General features: G+C 38.9%; 16 protein-coding genes. 11 read left to right on the forward strand and 5 right to left on the reverse strand.

What is annotated here, in order from left to right; translation table 11 throughout:
- Positions 1 to 70: 70 nt before the first annotated feature.
- Positions 71 to 2,194 (forward strand): methyl-accepting chemotaxis protein, encoded by a 2,124-nt coding sequence (locus tag BIZ38_RS01610; RefSeq protein WP_054553606.1) that lies wholly within the window; start codon positions 71 to 73, stop codon positions 2,192 to 2,194.
- Positions 2,195 to 2,476: 282 nt separating this feature from the next.
- Here BIZ38_RS01610 and BIZ38_RS01615 read toward each other — a convergent pair whose 3' ends face one another.
- On the reverse strand, positions 2,477 to 2,791 hold the full coding sequence (locus BIZ38_RS01615; RefSeq protein ID WP_187489385.1) for a hypothetical protein: 315 nt from the start codon (positions 2,789 to 2,791) through the stop codon (positions 2,477 to 2,479).
- 613 nt (positions 2,792 to 3,404) lie between these two features.
- Here BIZ38_RS01615 and BIZ38_RS01620 point away from each other — a divergent pair.
- Positions 3,405 to 4,868 carry a DUF3360 family protein gene (locus tag BIZ38_RS01620; protein ID WP_187489386.1) on the forward strand — a complete coding sequence of 488 codons (1,464 nt, stop codon included), beginning with the start codon at positions 3,405 to 3,407 and terminating at the stop codon, positions 4,866 to 4,868.
- A 33-nt stretch (positions 4,869 to 4,901) separates the two neighbouring features.
- Here BIZ38_RS01620 and BIZ38_RS01625 read toward each other — a convergent pair whose 3' ends face one another.
- Positions 4,902 to 5,483 carry a TetR/AcrR family transcriptional regulator gene (locus tag BIZ38_RS01625; protein ID WP_187489387.1) on the reverse strand — a complete coding sequence of 194 codons (582 nt, stop codon included), beginning with the start codon at positions 5,481 to 5,483 and terminating at the stop codon, positions 4,902 to 4,904.
- A gap of 102 nt (positions 5,484 to 5,585) precedes the next feature.
- On the opposite strand from BIZ38_RS01625, the gene BIZ38_RS01630 reads away from it, so the two are divergent.
- On the forward strand, positions 5,586 to 6,128 hold the full coding sequence (locus BIZ38_RS01630) for a carboxymuconolactone decarboxylase family protein (protein WP_054553610.1): 543 nt from the start codon (positions 5,586 to 5,588) through the stop codon (positions 6,126 to 6,128).
- Between the two features lie 75 nt (positions 6,129 to 6,203).
- Here BIZ38_RS01630 and BIZ38_RS01635 read toward each other — a convergent pair whose 3' ends face one another.
- Positions 6,204 to 6,728 carry a hypothetical protein gene (locus BIZ38_RS01635; RefSeq protein ID WP_187489388.1) on the reverse strand — a complete coding sequence of 175 codons (525 nt, stop codon included), beginning with the start codon at positions 6,726 to 6,728 and terminating at the stop codon, positions 6,204 to 6,206.
- A 52-nt stretch (positions 6,729 to 6,780) separates the two neighbouring features.
- Here BIZ38_RS01635 and BIZ38_RS01640 point away from each other — a divergent pair, with 52 nt between their 5' ends.
- Positions 6,781 to 7,140, forward strand: a complete 360-nt coding sequence (locus BIZ38_RS01640) for a DUF1294 domain-containing protein (protein WP_138599195.1) — start codon at positions 6,781 to 6,783, stop codon at positions 7,138 to 7,140.
- Positions 7,141 to 7,190: 50 nt separating this feature from the next.
- Here BIZ38_RS01640 and BIZ38_RS01645 read toward each other — a convergent pair whose 3' ends face one another.
- Positions 7,191 to 7,535: a PEGA domain-containing protein gene (locus BIZ38_RS01645; protein ID WP_138618862.1), complete on the reverse strand. Its 345-nt coding sequence runs from the start codon at positions 7,533 to 7,535 to the stop codon at positions 7,191 to 7,193.
- A 116-nt stretch (positions 7,536 to 7,651) separates the two neighbouring features.
- Positions 7,652 to 9,610, reverse strand: a complete 1,959-nt coding sequence (locus BIZ38_RS01650; protein ID WP_187489389.1) for a serine/threonine-protein kinase — start codon at positions 9,608 to 9,610, stop codon at positions 7,652 to 7,654.
- Positions 9,611 to 9,869: 259 nt separating this feature from the next.
- Between BIZ38_RS01650 and tagH the strand changes: the two genes are divergently transcribed.
- The 7 genes from tagH to BIZ38_RS01685 are packed head-to-tail and all read left to right on the forward strand — an operon-like array spanning position 9,870 to position 19,299.
- Complete coding sequence (tagH, locus tag BIZ38_RS01655) at positions 9,870 to 11,177, forward strand: type VI secretion system-associated FHA domain protein TagH (protein WP_187489390.1); 1,308 nt, start codon at positions 9,870 to 9,872, stop codon at positions 11,175 to 11,177.
- Between the two features lie 26 nt (positions 11,178 to 11,203).
- A complete protein-coding gene (gene tssJ, locus BIZ38_RS01660) occupies positions 11,204 to 11,662 on the forward strand; it encodes a type VI secretion system lipoprotein TssJ (protein ID WP_138618868.1) in 459 nt (152 codons plus the stop codon).
- A gap of 10 nt (positions 11,663 to 11,672) precedes the next feature.
- The gene (gene tssK, locus BIZ38_RS01665; RefSeq protein WP_187489391.1) at positions 11,673 to 13,001 is read left to right on the forward strand and encodes a type VI secretion system baseplate subunit TssK; all 1,329 of its coding nucleotides are present in this window, start codon (positions 11,673 to 11,675) and stop codon (positions 12,999 to 13,001) included.
- Between the two features lie 15 nt (positions 13,002 to 13,016).
- On the forward strand, positions 13,017 to 14,294 hold the full coding sequence (gene tssL, locus BIZ38_RS01670; protein WP_138618872.1) for a type VI secretion system protein TssL, long form: 1,278 nt from the start codon (positions 13,017 to 13,019) through the stop codon (positions 14,292 to 14,294).
- Between the two features lie 10 nt (positions 14,295 to 14,304).
- Positions 14,305 to 17,805 (forward strand): type VI secretion system membrane subunit TssM, encoded by a 3,501-nt coding sequence (tssM, locus tag BIZ38_RS01675; RefSeq protein ID WP_187489392.1) that lies wholly within the window; start codon positions 14,305 to 14,307, stop codon positions 17,803 to 17,805.
- Positions 17,787 to 18,515, forward strand: a complete 729-nt coding sequence (tagF, locus tag BIZ38_RS01680) for a type VI secretion system-associated protein TagF (RefSeq protein WP_138618876.1) — start codon at positions 17,787 to 17,789, stop codon at positions 18,513 to 18,515. Before tssM ends, tagF begins: the two co-directional genes overlap by 19 nt.
- Positions 18,508 to 19,299 carry a PP2C family protein-serine/threonine phosphatase gene (locus BIZ38_RS01685; protein ID WP_138618878.1) on the forward strand — a complete coding sequence of 264 codons (792 nt, stop codon included), beginning with the start codon at positions 18,508 to 18,510 and terminating at the stop codon, positions 19,297 to 19,299. Before tagF ends, BIZ38_RS01685 begins: the two co-directional genes overlap by 8 nt.
- Positions 19,300 to 19,358 lie beyond the last annotated feature (59 nt).

The raw sequence follows: 19,358 nt of genomic DNA on the forward strand, positions 1-19,358 counted from the left end.
TATTTATCCTAATGAAACCAGTCAAATGGTCTAAACTAAAGGTGATTTATAATAGTAGCAGGAAGAATCAATGCGGCAGTTAGCGTTAGCGAAAAAGTTGTTATGGCTTACAGTTGGAAGCATTTTCATAACCGTTTTTGTTTTATCAAGTGTTTTATGGTGGCAATTATCGAGCAGTAACCAAGATTTAGCTGCGCAATCAGAAAAGCTGATTGTCGCCGAAGTTGAAGAAAAGCTAGCCTCAAATGCCGTAGCGTATGGTGAACAAGTTGCAGGTTTCATAAACGAAGCCTATCGAGTACCTTACTCATTTGCAGCAATCTTAGGGGATCACGATGCAGCAGGCACCTTAACTCGAGATGCGGTGGTTGAGTTAAATCGCTCTTTGCTACAAAAAAATACTATTCTTTCATCTATTTATTCGCAATTTGAAGCAAATGCGTTTGATGGCCGAGATGCTAATTTTATTAGTGGATATGATCACTCAGTTGCTGGTGTAGGTACTTTAGAAATCTACTTTACTCGTAATAGAGATGGCAGCATAGAACAGCAGGCAGTTGACGATGCGGCTGAAAAATATGTGGATACGCTCAATGAATTTGGTCAGCGTGAAGCTGAGTGGTACTTGTGTGTAAAAGACACCAAAGTGCCATGTATTATGGAACCCTACTTATACGAAATCACCCCTGGTTATTCTGAAATGATGACCTCTTTAACTGTGCCCATTCTTCGTGATAACGAATTTATTGGTGTTGCCGGGGTTGATTTAACATTGCCTGTATTTCAAAGCATGACCGAGCAACTCTCAAAAGAATTGTATAACGGCAAAGCCCGAGTCACTTTATTAAGCTCACTCGATTTAGTGGTTGGTAGCAGCCATTACAAAGATAAGCTTGGCAGACCGTTGAAAGAGGCGGTGGCTAAAAGCACTTTAGACAATTACGTAAAAGCGAAAAAGCAAAGTGGTGTATTTAAAGTCGGTGATGAGTATTTAGTTAACTACCCAATTACCATAAAGCTTGCAAAAACACAGTGGAACTTACTGATTGAAGTACCCGCCGAGCTTGCCCTTGAAGGGCCTCAAGCGCTAGCAAATAGCATGAGTGAAAATGCCAATACACTAGGTGGTTTGATTTTGGTGACGGGTATTATTATTGCTGGTGCAGCCTTTGTGATCATGACCTTAGTGATCCGTACAATTGTGGCACCATTACAGCAGATTCAAAAGCGCGTTGATAACCTTGCTAGTGCTGAAGGTGACTTAACTCAGACCTTACATGTTGATACTCACGCTGAGCTAATCGCATTAGCAACTGGCTTTAATGCTTTTCTTGCTAAATTGCGCGATTTAATTGGTGAGCTTAAGAATGTATCAACGCAAACCAAAGAGCAGGCTCACCTAGCGACTAGTGTTGCCGTTGATACTAAGCACAACGTTCAAGCTCAATTCCAAGAAATTGAGAGCGTAGTGACCGCTATGAACGAAATGAGCGCAACAGCCCTTGAAGTTGCAAGAGCCTCAGAGCAGTCAGCGCAACAAGCCGATGAAATAAATGGTTTAGTTGTTAGCAGTGAATCGAGCTTGTCGTCTGCGGTTACCCAAGTTAAAACCATGTCGGACGAAATTAAAGAGGCTAATCAAGCGGTCGAAAAAGTTGCGGCACGCAGTAACGACATTACACAAATTTTAGACGTGATCCGAACGATTGCAGAGCAAACAAACTTACTTGCACTGAATGCGGCAATTGAAGCAGCAAGGGCTGGTGAACAAGGTCGTGGCTTTGCGGTGGTGGCTGATGAAGTAAGGGCTCTTGCTTCAAAAACGCGTTCATCAACCGATGACATCAGTGGTTTAATTGACAGCTTACAGCTAGAAGTAGGTAATGCGTCTAAGGTTATTGAACAAGGTGTTGTGCGTGCACAGACCGCGGTAGATGAAACCTCAGTTGCATTTGATGCATTACACGAAGTTGTAGTTAAAGTAGACGAAATCACGCAACAAATTACCCACATCGCAACGGCTGCAGAAGAGCAAAGCTCGGTCACAGAAGAAATAAACCGCAACCTGACGTTAATTTCAGATGCCGCATCACAACTCGCTGAGCTATCTACCCAAGCCGGTGATGGTAGCCAAACTCTTAATGCACTTGTTGCACAACAAGATGATGAGTTGAATAAGTTAAAAACGAAATAGAGAGGGAGCTATAAGTTCTAGTTGCGAGATAAGAGATGCGAGAAAAACGCGATGTGAAATCGCTGCTACAAGCTCGCATCTTGTATCTATTTATCGTAAGAATGACTTTAGTCATGAATGATTAATCACCACACAAAAGTAAACCTTGGCCGTAGGCGTGAAACGTGTTTCGTGCGCCAAGCAAGCGTGACGCCTACAGGTCGCAGCGGCTTTATGCCGCGACGAAGGGTAAAAATATCGTTATGCGATGAAGTAATCGAATCTGAAATCGATTAAGGGTGGTTATACATCGCTCGTAATTGTTAGATATTTATTTTTACCAAAAGTAACGTAATAAATGGGTAAAAATAGACCCGATAGTAAGTTACTGCTCATAGTGTTCGAAACAGTTACTTTATTTGATTGAATATCTTTGACAGAAAGTTTAGGGCTAGAGCACCAATCAATGGAGAACCAGATAAATCTAGCGTCGTCAGGTATTGTGTAGTTGGTCAAAGAGTTGGGTTTGATTTTTCCGATCTTTTTATAATCGGCCCATAAAGTGTAATCTCTAATTTTATCATGATGTTGTTTTGGTCTGGTTACTTCAATTTCCATTTGAACCTCACTAGGATAGTAATTCCATTAAACTTAACGGGCTTATAGCTCGTTTTCTTCCATATTCAGTGTATTTTTATCAGAGCCGTTAATTAATTACTAGTCGTATAGTGCAAAGAAACTTAAGCTCATGCTCGCACCTCGCACCTCGCACCTCGCACCTCGCACCTCGCACCTCGCACCTCGCACCTCGCATCTCGCACCTCGCACCTCATTTATCGTAGGAATGACTTTAGTCATGAATGATTAATCACCACACAAAAGTAAACCTTGGCCGTAGGCGTGAAGCGTGTTTCGTGCGCCAAGCAAGCGTGACGCTTGTCTTCTGTGACTTAACAACTTGATTGTCTGCTATTCATACAATTTATTAGACTAATAGTTAATGTGTTTGAAAAATAACCTTTAGCTTACTCTTTCAAAGCATTTTTTATAAATAAAGCTATTTATATCAATGTATTAAATTTATTTTCGGATGCTCTCAGTTTATTAAAAACACCTATTTTATAAATTCATACCCTACCTTTTGCCTAATCGTGTTTTACGTCAGGCTGCTTTACCCTAACTGCATAATAAAAACTCACACAATTTTTCAAGATAGGTAGTAGGAGAACTTATGAATAAGAAGCAACAAAGCTATCAAGATCTTCATAAACCCAGCAGTGAATTTTCGAGTCGTGACGAATACCTTGAACACGAATTACAAATTATGCAGCCTAAGCGTTGGCGTCCAAATTTACCATTTCGTGACTATCGGTTTGAATTAGAAGACTCTATCCCTGCCATGGCAGGGACCATAGGCAAGGTGGTCATGGTGGGTGCAATTGCTGCAACATTTGCAGCGCCATTGGGCTTAGGTGAAGGCTTTATTTTAGAAAACGTGCGTTATGAGCTGTTAATTGTATCGCTCTTCATTTTATTATTTTCGGGCTTCTTTTTACCAACAGCAAACTTAGCGGGTACGCATGGGCCGCTTATTCCTTTGATCCCGATAGTGGTGGCAGCGGGTGGTCACCCAATGGCCTTCGGTTTACTGATAGGGGCGTTTGGCTTATTACTGGCGCTTAGTAAAGGCGGGAGTTTACTGGCGGGTTTAACCAGCCGAGGCGTGTGTGGCGGTTTACTGCTTTACCTTGGCTTTATTGGTACGATTTCACAGGTTAAAAAGCTGTTTGCATGGGCTGAAGGCATTGATATGACCCATATTGCTTTCATTGTAATTTTATCGACTATCGTGTTGTACGCCTTACTTGAGCACTACAAAAAACGTTGGTTAGCCGTGCCATTAAGTTGCTTTCTTGGCGGTTTAATTGCATTTTTACTAGGGGCGCCGTTTGAGTTTAAAACAGCACCGGGTTTACCAAATATGAACCCAATGTATTGGTGGGGTGAAAATACCGGTTGGATGCTGGGATTACCAACCCTAGAGAGCTTTGTAGTGGTCTTGCCATTCGCGGTGCTTGCGGTTGCCATGTGGTCACCTGACTTTTTAGGACATCAAGTATTCCAAAAAATTAGTTACCCAGAACGCACTGAAAAAGTACAAATGAACATTGACGATACCATGTTTAGTGCTTCAATCCGCCAGACATTTGGTTCATTGTTAGGCGGCTCTAACTTTACCTCGTCATGGGGAACCTACATCGTGCCAGCAGCTATCGCTAAACGCCCAATTCCTGCGGGAGCGGTGTTAACAGCATTATTTTGTATCATTGCCAGTATTTGGGGCTACCCAATGGATTTAGCTATTTGGCAACCTGTGTTATGCGTCGCGCTAATAGTTGGTGTGTTTATCCCACTTCTTGAAGCTGGCATGGAAATGACCCGTGAAGGTAAAACTACGCAATCAGCTGCTATTGTGGTGTTTTCCTCGACCTTAGTGAACCCTGCATTTGGTTGGTCATTAACTATGTTGCTCGACAATTTGGGCTTAATTGGTTGTAAAGAGCGAAGCTCTGAGCTGTCTCCAATGAGCCGCTGGATTATTCCATTAGTGATGTTTGTTATCTTAACAAGCGTGATGGCAATAGTGGGGATGCTGCCAGGTATTCCGGCTTTAATGTCAGACTTTAGACATTGATATGTGAGGGTAAGGTGATAAACGCCTTACCCTTTAATAATTTTTTATAAGTGTGAACATCATACCAATAAGCTGCTCAGTCATCGGTTTCGACATTGGCCTGTGTAAATAACTTCTTAAGCCAGTAAATTGTATCTGAAATAAACGAGCATATTCTAGCGGACTATGAGTGTTGGGTAGTTCACCACGCTGTTGTGCAATATCAAATAGAGTCGATAAGTCGTGTTCAAACTGCTGCAAAAGGTCATCGGTTAACGTTTTAAGTTTAGGCTGAGTGTGATCGAATTCTATACTTGCTTTGATTAACATACATACTTCACATCCATCTTCAGCACTTTCAAGTACCGTAACAACAAATGCATGTAAGCCATCAAGCACTGTTTCGCTATTCTCAATATGGCTCGCTAGCAACAGCTTAAGTTGCGTAGCATAGACTTTTAAAGACTCTGAATATAAACCTTCTTTTGAACCAAACGCTGAATAAATACTGCCTGGGCGCATATCAACGACCGTTTGGAGATCACGGGTAGATGTTGTAGAAAAACCCTTTTTCCAAAATAGCATTTGTGCCTTCGTGATTACTTCATCGCGATTGAATTTAACTTTATTGACCATGACGAATACCAAAATTGAGCAGTTGTTCAATTTTAACTTGAACAACTGCTCAAAAACAACTAGGCTAATCATAAATCTTAGTCAGACACGATAGGAGATAACATGAAAAACTTTGAACTCTACACAAAAGAAACCGCGCCAGAGGGCTCAAAAGCACTTATCGATAACTCAGTATCAGCCTTTGGTATGTTGCCAAATTTACATGCCGTGATGGCAGAGGCACCTACACTACTTGAAGGTTACCAAGTGCTTCATGAGTTATTTCAAAAAACATCGTTTAATGCTCAAGAGCTGACAGTTGTTTGGCAAACAATTAATGTTGAACATAATTGTCATTATTGTGTACCTGCACATAGTGCAATCGCTGCGAGTATGAAGGTTGATCAAGAGATTGTTGATGCGTTAGTTAATAAAACTCCACTTGCTGATCCCAAGTTAGAAACTTTAAGAAATACAACCTTAGCAATGACGCGCAACCGAGGTGTAATTGACGAAAGTGAGTTAGAAGAGTTTTACAGTGCGGGTTATGGAAATCAGCAATTATTAGAAATTGTTCTAGGTTTAGCACAAAAAGTAATGAGTAATTATACGAACCATTTAGCTGATACGCCTGTTGATCAGCCGTTTAAAAAATTTATTAAGTAATAAATAAAGCACGGCTATATACCCAAACCACCTCAAGGTGCGAGTTTCTGCATCTTGAGGTGGTTTGGGTATAGCTTACTTAAACTTAACCGTTTTTTCGCTGCGGGTGTAAGTTCGGGTATCGGGTTTTGTCCATTGACCTTTTTTAAGGTAAGAGGTCGACACTACAAAGCTGTTATCTTTAAACTCGCTTGTCGATTTGACTTTAGTGATCCCATCTTTATTACCCGTTACATTTTCATAAGCAACAAACTGAATAGGGCTAAGTACATTCATAGTGCCTTGGGTGTAAAACCCAGCTGTAGTGAAGTAATAAAACACCAAAGACTGCTTTTTATTGTCCCAAAAAATCATCGACTCACCACCATATTCACCTTCATTGATAGAGTGAATGGTTTTAATAGCCGTGCCATTGAGCGCGCGTTGCCAGGTACTCACATCTTGCACCGCAGGTTTACCTGCTGCGACATTAAAGTCTGACTGCCACGTGCCTAAGTAAGGTTCAAACACTTTTAGCTTGTCATCAAGTTGTTGCTCTGCTGCCATAACAGAAAGCGAACACAGGCAGATTGATAGTAAAAGTGATTTTAGGTATGCCATAATAGCGCCCCGATAAAATTAATTTGTTTTGCACAGTATAGGTGATACTTCGTTGATTAAGAAAACATTAATTACATTTTCATTGTTGTTTTTAGCGCTGCTATGGCTGACATCATGGCAACTTAATATTACCTACTTTATTGCAGGCACTTACAGTGTAGCGAGCTTAATAAGCTTTTTGGTGTATGGCTGGGATAAACGTTTAGCAATGCAACATGGCGAGCATGTTATAAGAGTACCTGAGCGTACACTGCATATATTAGGGTTAATCGGCGGTTGGCCAGGTTCATTCATTGCGCAGCAATGGTTAAGACACAAATCTAAAAAACGGAGTTTTATTGCCGTACTCTGGTTAACAGTTATTGTTAATTGTAGTGCGATATGGTCGCTGTATTATTTTCAGTTAATTTAAAAGTAGATCAAAAAAGGAAAGCAACAGCTTTCCTTTTTTGTTAAAACCACTTATTGAGCAGCTTGAATTGATTCAATGCTATCAAGTTCAATTGTTAGAATTGTTTTCTTATCAACAACAACCCATTTGCGGTAAGTTAAGTAACCTGGCTTGGTTACTTCAATGTCGTACTTACCTTCATCAAGTTCAATACCATCTTCATAAACAGGTTTAATATTCATAATACGAACGCGCGCATCATCAGGTGTTGTGACTACCGTTAATGAAATTACAGGTACTTCTTCTACCACTTCAGCTACAGGCTCTACAATTGGCTCTGGCTCCGGTGAAACTTCTGTAGTTGATGAGCAGCCCGCTAGTATTACTAACGCACAAGCCAGACTTAATTTTTTCATAATTACTCCATTTAATTACACTATTTAGTAAACGTGAAAGAAGAAGAGCGGTGTTTTCAAAAGTAAAACTTTGCAAAATTGCTCTTCTCTGACGCTTGATTATTTAAGTTACTGAGTTAGAGGGTATTTTCTAGACTCTTCCGTATTTCTTCACTGCGTTCAACTAGCTTCTCTGCCGTTCGGTACATTTTTACTTTCATTAAGCTGCTTGCCATAGAAATATACGTTGTCGCTATCTGATCTTTGATCATTAAAATAGGCTCAAATGATTCAGGGAAAATTTCTGCTTCTTTGCTAAATGACTCATCAAATTCGATAAGCTGCTTATAGTCTGAAACATTAGCTAGTTGAGAGCTAAACTTTGCTAACTTTTCTTGATAAAAAATCTTTGCGTCATCGTCAGGGTAACTGACTGTGATCCCCTCACTGATTTTTTTCTTATATTCAGCTAAAGCGATCATGGCTGACTCTTTTTTCCTCAACGCAGTAACAAGTGGCTCAAGTTCTGAAGTATTTGAAAAAACTAATTCACCTACATCAAGTAGCCTTTTCTGTGTAACGAAATCCTCGTTTTCAATCGAGCTTAAAACAGCTAGTTTGAAATTATCTATGTGTTCTTGGTTGGGTGTGTATACAAAACTAGAATCAATAATGTTTATTTGAGATACAAGGCTATCTATATTATTGTCACCGCTCTCGGTATACCTCGATTGCGATAAAAGTACATCCAGACGATAGCTAAGATTAGAAAGGATCGACTGCCTTTCAGTAAGTAAACTTTCGAGTTTATTACTTAGTGTTTCAGAATCAGGGTAGACCTTTTTCGCTTCGTCATAGATATGAATAGCTTCATCATACGCTCTTGTATTTATGGAAGTTCGTGGTAAATCTTCAACCTGCTGAGAAAATTTTTCTACGATTTTATTTTGATGGACAGCTAAAAGCCCTTCTTTTAAAACTTTATATTGTGGAGGTATTTCATTTAGGCGTTGTGGTAAGCCATCACTAGACCAACCCATCCATGTTTCAAGTTGTTCAACTTTTGCGAGCGAGTTCTGATAGTTTGCTTCAATCAATTGCTGTGTATCACTTTGAGAGAAGTAAAGGTAACCAGCACCGCCAAGAAGTAAAGCGTAGCAAGCTGCATGGATAAATAGAGTGGTTCTATTATTGTTTAGTTCGGACCTAATTTCGGACAATGATTTAGGACGATTTGCAGCATCAAGTGAAATGCATTTTTTGAGTTTGAGCCAAACACTGATAGAGCAATTGCTTGGTTTCTTGACACTTGTATCTTTTGCTACTTGATTTGCAGCGACTCTATTGTACGGATGCTTGCTTGTTAATAACTCAAATACGAGGCAGCCAAATGCAAATACATCGTCTTTGGCGGAAGGTTTGCCTCCATTTAATTGCTCAGGACTCGCATAAGTAGGAGTATATCCATTGCTATTAGGTTGTTCATCGTTAGCTGGAGCTGCATATTTATCTTCATGTAGATTTGTCTTTGCAATTCCAAAATCCAAGATTTTTAAGTTTCCTTGTGAGTCAAGAATTATGTTTGAAGGCTTTAAATCACTATGAACTATTCCCTTAGAGTGGGCATAAGTAAGGGCATCGATTAGCTGATTTATGATAGGCTTAGCTCTTTTTTGAGATAAACCACTGGGTTTATTTCTTTTAATTAATTGCTCAAGAGTTTCACCTTCAATCCATTCCATTACTACAAAATGGTACATGTCACTTGATGCAGCAGAAAAAACTCTCACAATGTTAGGATGAGAGAGAGCGCGAGTTTTAATAGTCTCATCTTTCAACAACAATAACGCATCTTCAGAGTCAGCTAGCTCTGGATGTAATACTTTTATCGCTACAATATCATCTTGATTAGAATGAGTATTTAGATAGGTGTCTCGTGCTCGGTAAATATAACCCATCCCACCTTCGCCAATTAATTCTTCAATTAAATAGCGTTTTGCGAGTGTTTTACCAATTAGATGAAGCTTGCTTTCTTTTTGTATTGCATTTTTATTTTTTATTGAGGCAATACGTGTTTTATCGTTTTCAGAAGTCATTATAATTCCTTTTTATAAAATCAATCTCCTTTTGACTGGTGCATATTTTACAAAAAATACACCAATAAGCAATCATTCAGTTTATATTAATGAAATAGTACTTAAGGTTTGGTTTTTAAGTGGGTACTACTTTATGTTCTTTTATTTTGTTTTTTAAAATTATTTTAAATTTCAAATTTGGGTATTTTTGCGCGTTGACTTTATTCCGTGAAGTATTTTATCCTATTAGAATGTTTGTATTTATGGGACTAACAATCAAATGGAAGTGATTCTAAATGTTACCAGTTATCACAGGCTGTCTCCTGAGATAGATGCGAAAAAAGTAGTAAAAAATGAATTAACTTTTGGTCGTTCAGAACAGTGTGATTGGTATTTACCTGATCCTGAAAAAGTAATATCTGGCCGTCATGGCAAAATCGTAAAAGAAACTGATGGCTTTTATGTATATGACTACTCAACCAATGGACTATTTGTAAACTTTTCTGTATCTCCTTTAGGTAAAGAAAATAAGCACCGCCTTAGTGATGGTGATGTTTTCACTATTGGTGACTATCAAATTGAATCTACAATCCAGCAAGCTAATCAACCACAAGGTTTTGAGTCGCAAATCAACTCATTTAACCCATTACAGCCTGAATTAAAGAGCTCAACTGAAGATTTTAGTGGCTCTGCTGAGCGACAAGTAGCTCATGACAGTTCAAATGTGCTGGAAGAGGCAATAGTAGCGCCTACTTTTACGGAAGCACCGAGTGATAATATCGACATATTTTCACAACAAAGCCTGAGTCAACCCATTCCAGAGGATTGGGATGAACTCGCACAACTTTCAGCTACGGCAGAAGAAAAAGAAAATAGCGTGCCTGTATTACCGGCAGAAGAGCCTGTAATTAGCACTCCAGCAGTTAACGATAGTAAGCCGTTTAATAATGGCAATAGTGCAATTGCTGCAAATAACGCCTCTGTTAGCGCACCTGTAAAAGATAATCAAATTCCTAACTCATCGAAGTTAATCTCTTCATTTTTAAATGGCTTAAGTGTCAATGAAAAGCTATCAGCTGAGCTGCAAAATGAAGACACATGGCAACGTATGGGGGAGTGCTTTAAGCTTTTCCTTGAAGGCTCGATGGATTTGATTCGCCAGCGAACAAATATTAAGAATCAACTGAAATTGAATCACACAACGTTTAAAGTTGAACAGAATAATCCACTTAAGTTTTCAGCAACCATTGATGATGTAATGCAGAATCTTTTTGTTCGCAATAGTGCAAGTTTTTTGCCAGCGAATGAAGCAGTTAAAGAAAGCTTTGTTGATACAAAACTTCACGAGCAAGGGTTATTAGCAGGTGCAACAGGGGCACTTAATGGTCTTTTAGAACAATTATCACCCGATGGCATAAAAGCACAAAGCAATAATGGTGGGTTGCTTAGTTCATTGCCTGCTTATGGTGGTGCTTCTAGCTGGCGTATATATAACGAATTGTATGCTGATATTACAGATGATGTTAAAGCTAAAGGCGTTTTAGCGTTTTCTGATGATTTTCTGAAGGCGTACAATGGTGGAAATTAGCTGTATTACAATGAAGGAATAATGCAATGTTGAAGTTCAAGCTTACCTTTGTAGGTGCTTTATGGGTATTTTTAACAGCCTGTACAACAGTAAATAAGTTTGTGCCCCCATCTACTGATTTAAATATTTCAGTGGCCTCAGATGTGAATCCAGATATCTCTGATCGTCCTTCACCTGTTGTTTACAAAGTGTTTGAACTGAGCTCTCGCACCATTTTCGATACGCAAGATTTTTTTAGTTTGTATGAAAATCCTGAAGCAGTACTTGGGCCTGATCTTCTAAAAAAAGATGAGCTAGAGCTACAGCCTGGTTCAACAATTGAATATAAAATGAATTTAAATAGAAACACTCGCTTTGTTGGTGTTGTAGTCGCTTATAGAGATATTGAAAAAGCCCGTTGGCGCGCGGTAATAGAGGTTGATCCAACAGGCTATGATGACATTGACGTAAATGTTGAGTCGTTAGCTGTATATATGAAAGATTAAAGGAATAAACATGAGTGATTACACGCGGGTCGCATGGACAGAAGGAATGTTCTTAAGACCTCAGCACTTTCAACAGGCAGATAAGCATGTTTCTAGTGTAATTAGAAGAGTTATAGAGGGCACTGTTCCTGATTCATGGGGAGTTATAGAGCTTGAGATTAATAGTGAACTACTTGTAACAGGCCAATTTGCCATTGATAAGTTGTCTGCTATTTCAGCAGATTTATGCCCAATTCAGATGCCCGGCGATGAATACCTTCCTGAACCTTTGATTGTAGCTAAAAGTGCCTATGATGAAATAGTATGCCTTGCAATACCGGCTCTGAAAGGAAGTGGCATTAATCTATCTTCTAAAGACGACGAATTGGTGACACGTTACCGAGTTGCAGATTTATCAGTAAGTGATGACAGTTTAGGCTCTCAAGCTCAAGAAATGATTCAAGTTGCTAAGCTTCATAGTAGACTGATGTTAATGTCTGATGATACATCAGGTTATGTCTTGCTGCCGCTTGCAAGAATTACAGAAGTGACTAGTGAAGGGGCAATTAAACTTGACTCTAAGTATGTTCCGCCAAGCCTCTATGTTAGCAGTAATAAGCCTTTAACAGCGCTTGTTAGAGAAGTATCAGGCTTAATTAAGCAACGTGCTGAAAGTATTGCAGTGAGGCTGTGCCAAGGGTATGCAGGTAGTACATCAGTGGCCGATTTTCTGATGCTACAAACTCTTAATAAATATGATGCAGTTTTTCAAAGCTTATTAACGCATTCACGTGTTCATCCGCGAGAGCTTTACACGCGACTAATTGAGCTTGCAGGAGAACTTGCAACTTTTAGTGCTGTTAACAAGCGGGTACCGCAACTTCCTAAATATGACCATACAAATTTACAGTTTGTTTTTGCAGAAGTTGTGAACTTCCTTTATCAATCATTAAGTCAGGTGATTGAACAAACAGCCACTGAAATTAAATTAGAACAAAGCAAATTTGGTATCTCATTTGGTGCATTAAGAGATAAGTCGATACTTGACTCTGCTCAATTTGTACTCGCAGTTAAAGCGAGTATTCCGCATGAAGAGTTAAGAAAACTATTACCTTCGCAAATTAAGATTGGTAGCGTTGAGTCGATCCGAGATTTAGTAAATAACCAATTGCCAGGGATCTCAATTAATGGCTTACCTACGGCTCCACGTCAAGTGCCTTACCATGCTGGGTATCATTATTTTGAGCTCAATAAAAACAGTGAACATTGGAGCAAACTCAAATCAAGCGGTGGTATCGCTATTCATTTGTCGGGCAACTACCCTGATTTAAACTTAATTCTTTGGGCAATTAGAAGCTAAAAAGGAAGCGTTTCAATGGATGAAACAATAATCAAACCACGTCCCGGCCGTTTAAGCCGAGATAAATCAAATGCTGATGCATCACAAGGTTCGAGTGACAAAACCGTTGTCTCTTTTAGTCACTCTTCACCTGAAAAGGCGAATGTTAGTTCTGTATCAATTTTTAAAAATGAATTACTCGATGCAGCTAATGACAGCTTTTCATTGATTATTTTTATTAATCAGTCATCACAAATTGACAGTCTAGCAGCTTTAAAGCATCGGGCTATTGAATCAATTAAGCGATTTGAAACCAATCTACGTGCAAAGTCTATTGAACTTACGGTCATTAATAATGCACGTTATTGCCTATGTGCTGTTATTGATGAAGCTGTATTAAATGCTAAATGGAGTTCGCTGGAATGGGCTGAAGAGAGCTTGCTATCTACTTTTCATAAAGAAACATTTGGTGGTGAGTACTTTTTTACTTTGCTTGATGATGCTTTAGTACACCCAGAAATGAACAGAAACTTCTTAGAGCTACAGTACCACTGCTTAAATTTAGGTTTTAAAGGTAAGTTTCGAGTTGAAGCCAGCGGGGAAAGTAAGCTAGAAGATTACCGTAATAGAATTTACCACATTCTTAATCAAATAGATGGACCACATAGCCAATTTTTAGCACCTAGCTGGAAAAGCCGTGTTGCAGCAGGTATGGAGCTAAGAAATCAAATTCCACTTTGGGTTGTAATTTCGGTGCTTGCTTTAATTGCGCTTGTGGTTTATTTGTTTTTCAACATGCGCCTTAATGAGCAAGTTGACGCAACAGCTGAAAATTTGAAGTTAGTTCATCCTTTGTCATCTTCACAAGTTGAAGGCAATAAAAGTAAGCAATTGGACTTGTTAACCCAGTTATTACACACTGAAATACAACGCGGTATAGTCAGTGTTGAGCAACAAACAGATAGAATCAGAATAACAATAAATAATGAGAGTTTGTTTAACTCAGGCGAAGCGATACTTTTGCCGTCTTTTCAACCAATTTTAGAGAAGTTAGCGCTAAGCCTTGAAGGAACAAAAGGCAAAATCTTAATCACAGGTCACACCGACGATAGCCCAATAAGTACCAGTCAGTATCCTTCGAATTGGCATTTATCATTAGCTAGGGCTACACAAGTAGCAAACTCAATGGCTAAGAATACAGGCTTAATGGGAAGGTTATGGCCAGAAGGAAAAGGTTCAGCAGAGCCTTTAGTGAGCAATACGAATTCAGATAAGGCATTAAACCGCCGAATTGAAATCGACTTACTTTTTTAATGGAGTTGTGATGAGTTTTATTCAAAAGTGCAAGCGCGCTATGTACGCTGCTACTTCTCGTAAGGTAATGATTGTTGTTGGCTTTTTAGCTCTCTTCCTACTTATTTGGTTTGGTGGCCCATTGATTGCGATCGCCGATTATAAACCGTTTGAAAGTGTTGCAGCTCGTGCTATCACAATTTTAGCAATTTTATTGGTATATACCGTTGTTAAATTGATTGAGTTCAGAAATCAAAGCAAACGAAATACCAGCATGACAGAAGAACTGATTGAGGTTGATGCTAATGCTGCAGATGAAGTCCAAGAAGAAATTAAAACCTTAAAAACTCGTATGGTTGAGGCGATCGAGTTATTGAAGGATGCTAAGCTTTTTAATGGTCGTAATATCTATCAGCTACCATGGTATATCATGATTGGCCCTCCTGGTTCAGGTAAAACAAACTTCATTAATAACTCAGGTCTTGATTTTCCTTTAAAGGAAAAGCTAGGCACAGACCTAATTCACGGTGTTGGTGGTACGCGTAATTGTGATTGGTGGTTTACTAATAAAGCAGTGATTATCGATACCGCAGGTCGTTACACAACACAAAATAGCCATGCTTTACATGACTCAAAGGCATGGCAAGGTTTTTTAGGTCTACTTAGAAAATACAGACCCAAGCGGCCTGTAAATGGTGTGATCATCAGTATGGGGATATCCGAACTGATGAATCAAACTAAAACTGAGCGTAACTTACATGCCCGTGCGATAAAGCAACGATTACAGGAGCTTCAAGGGCAGCTTGGCATGACCTTTCCTGTGTATGTTATTTTTTCAAAAGTCGACTTGGTTGAAGGCTTTAGAGAGTTTTTTAGTGAGCTCAGTGATGAAGAAACGGAGCAAGTTTGGGGGGTAACTTTTGAACTAGATACTGATTCTGACAATCAAATTGAAGTGTTTAACAAAGAATTTCATGGATTAATTTCAAACCTTACTTCGTTATTAAATCGACGTTTGATTAACGAGCATGATTTAGTGAACCGCTCTAAAGTGTTTGAATTTCCGAAGCAACTTCGTGCTCTTCAGAGTGTTGGTTACTCTTTTTTGAAAGAAATATTTACACCAAATGCGTATGAAAGCTTGCCAATATTTCGAGGTGTCTATCTTACGAGTGCAACGCAAGAGGGAACACCTTCTAATTTGTTGAGTGATCAAAGCTCAGCAAAAAAAGATTATATTAACCAAACTAGAAGCTTTTTTATCAAGCGTTTATTAGAAAGTGTTATTTTTCCTGAACAGAATCTAGCAAGTACTAACAAACATCATGAAAAGCAAAGTAAGTGGTTACGCGTTTCATGCCTAGCCGTAACATGTATAACACTGATTACATTAAGTGTTTCTTGGTTTATTAGCTTTTCATGGAATAGTGATCTAATAGATGAAACGAATCAAGCTTTAGCTGAATATCAAGTATTAGATCAAAATACGGTCGATAAAAGTAATCTAATTATTTTGAATCAGCGTTTTAATGCGCTAAAGAACTTCCCTGTTAATAAAATTAATGCAGAAGACTTTGAAGCGTATGGTTTTAGTAAAGTTGAAGAGCTAACAGAAGCTTCGAAAAGCGCCTACTTACGTTCTTTAAAAACATACTTAGAACCATTTCTACTCAATGCGCTAACATCTGAGATGGAACAACAAGCAGACTATTTGAGTTATTTATATGAGACTCTGCGTAGCTATCTGATGTTATTTGAACCTGAGCATTATAATCAAGATGATTTACTTGCATGGTTTAGCGCCTACTACGAAAGAGCTCTTCCGGGTGATGTTAACGTAACCAATCGTGCTGATTTAATGGCTCATACACGAGCACTCCTCGATTATGGTATTTCTGGGCAAGAAATAGATCATCAAGCTGTTCGCCTTGCTCGAGCTGAATTAACAAAATTGCCAATCGCAGAAAGAGCTTACCAAAGATTACAAGCTGACTTTATGGAAAGTAGCATTCCACCAATAAAACTAACGGACATTATAAGCTACGAAAGCGCGAGAGAATTTAGTTTTCAAAATCCTGAAGCTACGATGAAAAGTATTCCGGGCCTTTATACTTATAATGGTTACCATGGCATCTTCAATGTCGAGAAAAGCAAGATGCTGGGTAATCTGATGGCAAGTAGTTGGGTTTACGGTGAAGAAGCTGCAAACACATACGATATTTCTAAAGCGGAGATCGAAAAGAAATTAGAGCAAAAGTATTTTCAAGATTATATTTATTACTGGCGTTCGTTTGTCGATGAGCTGACTTTAAAAGAGTTCAATTCACCAACAGAAGGTGTTCGCGTTACTAATGTTTTAGCGGGACCTGAAGCGCCAATAAAAAATATTATTACAACGGTTCAAAAAAATGTTCAATTGACTAAGTTGCCTATTTCTGAAAATCAAAAGGCTGCCGGTAAAGTGGCTGCAAATGCAGCTGAAGTCGCTATGCATACTAAGGCTAATAGACTTAAGCGCTACTTACCAAATGAAACTCCAAAGTTTGAGGTCAAGCTTCCTGGTCATCAAGTAGAAGAAGCATTTAGTGATATTTTAGAAATCGAACCACAGCAACTTGAAACAATACAAGCAAGTTTAAGAGAGCTAAATATTTACTTAAATCAACTTGATCGTGGTGGCTTACTTAAGTCTTCTGTGAAGAACCAATTAAGTGGCAAAAATAAACCAGAGTTTCTAAGCCAGCTTGAGTTTCAAAGTAAAGGGCTACCTTATCCTGCCAGTCATTGGTTGTTGAACATAAGCCAAGATACGTCAAACATCACTAGAAAAAGTGCCAATCAACACCTTAACGAAATTTGGAGAAGTAGTGTTTTACGAGAGTACAACGCAGCAATTGTAGGGCGTTACCCACTAGTACCTCACTCGGATAAAGAAATTAATCTTAAAGATTTTTCGGATTTCTTTGGGCCTGAAGGCACTATTGATAACTTCTTCACGACCTATATTGCACCAAGTGTCGATACGAGTAAGAGCCCATGGCGTTTTGAAAAAAATATAGGAGTAAGCGAGTCTGCACTTAGAATGTTTGAGCAAGCGGCCAGAATTCGCGAAGTGTTCTTTGATGGGAATAGCAATACACCGCGAATAGAGTTTGGTTTAAAGCCAATTAAATTAGACCAAACGATTTCCAGTTTCATGATAGAAATAGATGGTCAGTCAATGATTTATAGGCATGGTCCGCCGAAAGTTAAGAGCATTGTTTGGCCAGGAGACGTTGCCCAAAGTAAAACCAGAATTGTGTTTACACCACCGTATGGGGGCAGAACAATCAATACTAGTTACAGTGGCGAATGGTCTTTTTATCGAATGTTAGATGATTTAAAGGCCCAGCGAGCCGAAACACAAAATGACTTAGAGCTACACTTTTCGCTGCAAGGTAATAATGCAATGGTTGAATTGTTGCCAAATTCAATTAGACATCCATTTTGGAACGCAAGTATAGAGAGTTTTTCATGTCCGACAAGGCTATAGGGATTGGCTATTTGGGCAAGGTTCCATTTTTGGGTGACTTTGTCCAAGAAGGAGTTTGTCAGCAGTTTTCAGAGCACTGGGAGCATTGGTTACAAGCTGCTATCGCAGTCAGCAAAGAGCAACTGGGTGCTCAATGGCAAGAGCGTTATTTAACAAGTCCAGTTTGGCATTTTGCATTGTCAGAAAATTTAATAACGAGTAGTGCTAAAAAAGGAACGCTTTTGCCAAGTGTTGATGCTGTAGGGCGCCATTATCCTTTTACGGTCCTCGTTGATAGCGATAGCACTCCCATTGCGACGTTAAATTCGAATCAACTGTCTCTTGATTATGAAGACGCTGTGTTATCTGTACTTGATGACAGTGTAGACTTAAGTTTATGGCAGAAGAAGGTGATGAGTACGCTTAAGGAGAGCCGTTCACCCGCTAAAATATTCAGTAAAAGCCTTTCTCCAGATGAAAATAAATCTGCTGTAGTTTTTGAGTTTCAAGGAGATGAGTTAGGTGGTGGAACTGTCGATGATGTATTGCATTCACTCTTACTCAATAAATATGGGGATTATAGTGTTTGGTGGACCCACGGTTCTATAGATATCAAGCCTGTTGTTTTTGTTACAGCAGGTTTACCACCAGTAAATCAAGTGGCTGCAATGCTAGATGGACGTTGGCAGCATTGGGAATGGAATTATACCCAGGTAAGTGAGTGTGAATAAAAATTTTATCAGTTATGCCGTGTCTCACCGTGGAGTTATTCGCGAGCTAAACGAAGATGCTTATGTTGAACTTAATAAATACAACCTTTGGATTGTAGCGGATGGCATGGGTGGGCATGAAGCCGGCGATTTTGCAAGTCAGCTAGTAGTTGATGTTATTAAGGCTGAAGTTGAAGAGTTACCTGTTTCATCAATTTCAACCGAGATGTTGATTAAAGCAATACAAAGTGCAAATACGAAACTGCTTGAATATAGCAGTGACTTTTTAAGTAATAAAACGGCCGGTACAACCGTTACTGTACTGTTTTTTAAAGACAATAAATATTCTGCTCTGTGGGTAGGTGATAGCAGAATATATAGATACAGGTCTAACTCTTTGTTGCAGTTATCACGGGACCATAGTCAGATTAATGATTTAATCGATGAAGGATTACTAACAGAGCAAGAGGCAATAAACCATCCTTTAGCTAACGTAATTACGCGTGCGGTGGGAGTGCAAAATGAGCTGTCTGTCGACTTTGTTGAAGGTGACTTATTAACTGATGATATTTTCTTACTTTGCTCGGATGGTTTAACAGGTGAGTTAAGTGATTCAGAAATTAGTATTGCTTTAGCGCCTAAAAATATCATTGATTCAGGAATGGCATTAATTCACTCCACTCTTGTGCGTGGTGCAAGAGATAATGTTACTTTTATTTTAGTGAAAAATGAAAAGCTGGATAATTCTAATGATAAAACATTGATTAATGATGACTTGACTGTGCCCTTATTATTAAATAGCTAATATATTATTTTAATAAGGTGGATAATTTTTGTTTAATTATTTTATTTTTTGTAATTTAA

The sequence above is a fragment of the Pseudoalteromonas sp. BZK2 genome, assembly GCF_014349195.1.
GTDB lineage: Bacteria > Pseudomonadota > Gammaproteobacteria > Enterobacterales > Alteromonadaceae > Pseudoalteromonas > Pseudoalteromonas simplex.

Bases quoted from the DNA above. Each gene is read 5' to 3' on its own strand.
- BIZ38_RS01620 (WP_187489386.1), top strand. From the start codon at position 3,405: ATGAATAAGAAGCAACAAAGCTATCAAGATCTTCATAAACCCAGCAGT.
- BIZ38_RS01610 (WP_054553606.1), top strand. From the start codon at position 71: ATGCGGCAGTTAGCGTTAGCGAAAAAGTTGTTATGGCTTACAGTTGGA.
- BIZ38_RS01645 (WP_138618862.1), bottom strand. From the start codon at position 7,535: ATGAAAAAATTAAGTCTGGCTTGTGCGTTAGTAATACTAGCGGGCTGC.
- BIZ38_RS01650 (WP_187489389.1), bottom strand. From the start codon at position 9,610: ATGACTTCTGAAAACGATAAAACACGTATTGCCTCAATAAAAAATAAA.
- BIZ38_RS01635 (WP_187489388.1), bottom strand. From the start codon at position 6,728: ATGGCATACCTAAAATCACTTTTACTATCAATCTGCCTGTGTTCGCTT.
- BIZ38_RS01625 (WP_187489387.1), bottom strand. From the start codon at position 5,483: ATGGTCAATAAAGTTAAATTCAATCGCGATGAAGTAATCACGAAGGCA.
- BIZ38_RS01615 (WP_187489385.1), bottom strand. From the start codon at position 2,791: ATGGAAATTGAAGTAACCAGACCAAAACAACATCATGATAAAATTAGA.
- BIZ38_RS01630 (WP_054553610.1), top strand. From the start codon at position 5,586: ATGAAAAACTTTGAACTCTACACAAAAGAAACCGCGCCAGAGGGCTCA.
- tssL (WP_138618872.1), top strand. From the start codon at position 13,017: ATGGATGAAACAATAATCAAACCACGTCCCGGCCGTTTAAGCCGAGAT.
- tssM (WP_187489392.1), top strand. From the start codon at position 14,305: ATGAGTTTTATTCAAAAGTGCAAGCGCGCTATGTACGCTGCTACTTCT.
- tagF (WP_138618876.1), top strand. From the start codon at position 17,787: ATGTCCGACAAGGCTATAGGGATTGGCTATTTGGGCAAGGTTCCATTT.
- tagH (WP_187489390.1), top strand. From the start codon at position 9,870: ATGGAAGTGATTCTAAATGTTACCAGTTATCACAGGCTGTCTCCTGAG.
- tssJ (WP_138618868.1), top strand. From the start codon at position 11,204: ATGTTGAAGTTCAAGCTTACCTTTGTAGGTGCTTTATGGGTATTTTTA.
- tssK (WP_187489391.1), top strand. From the start codon at position 11,673: ATGAGTGATTACACGCGGGTCGCATGGACAGAAGGAATGTTCTTAAGA.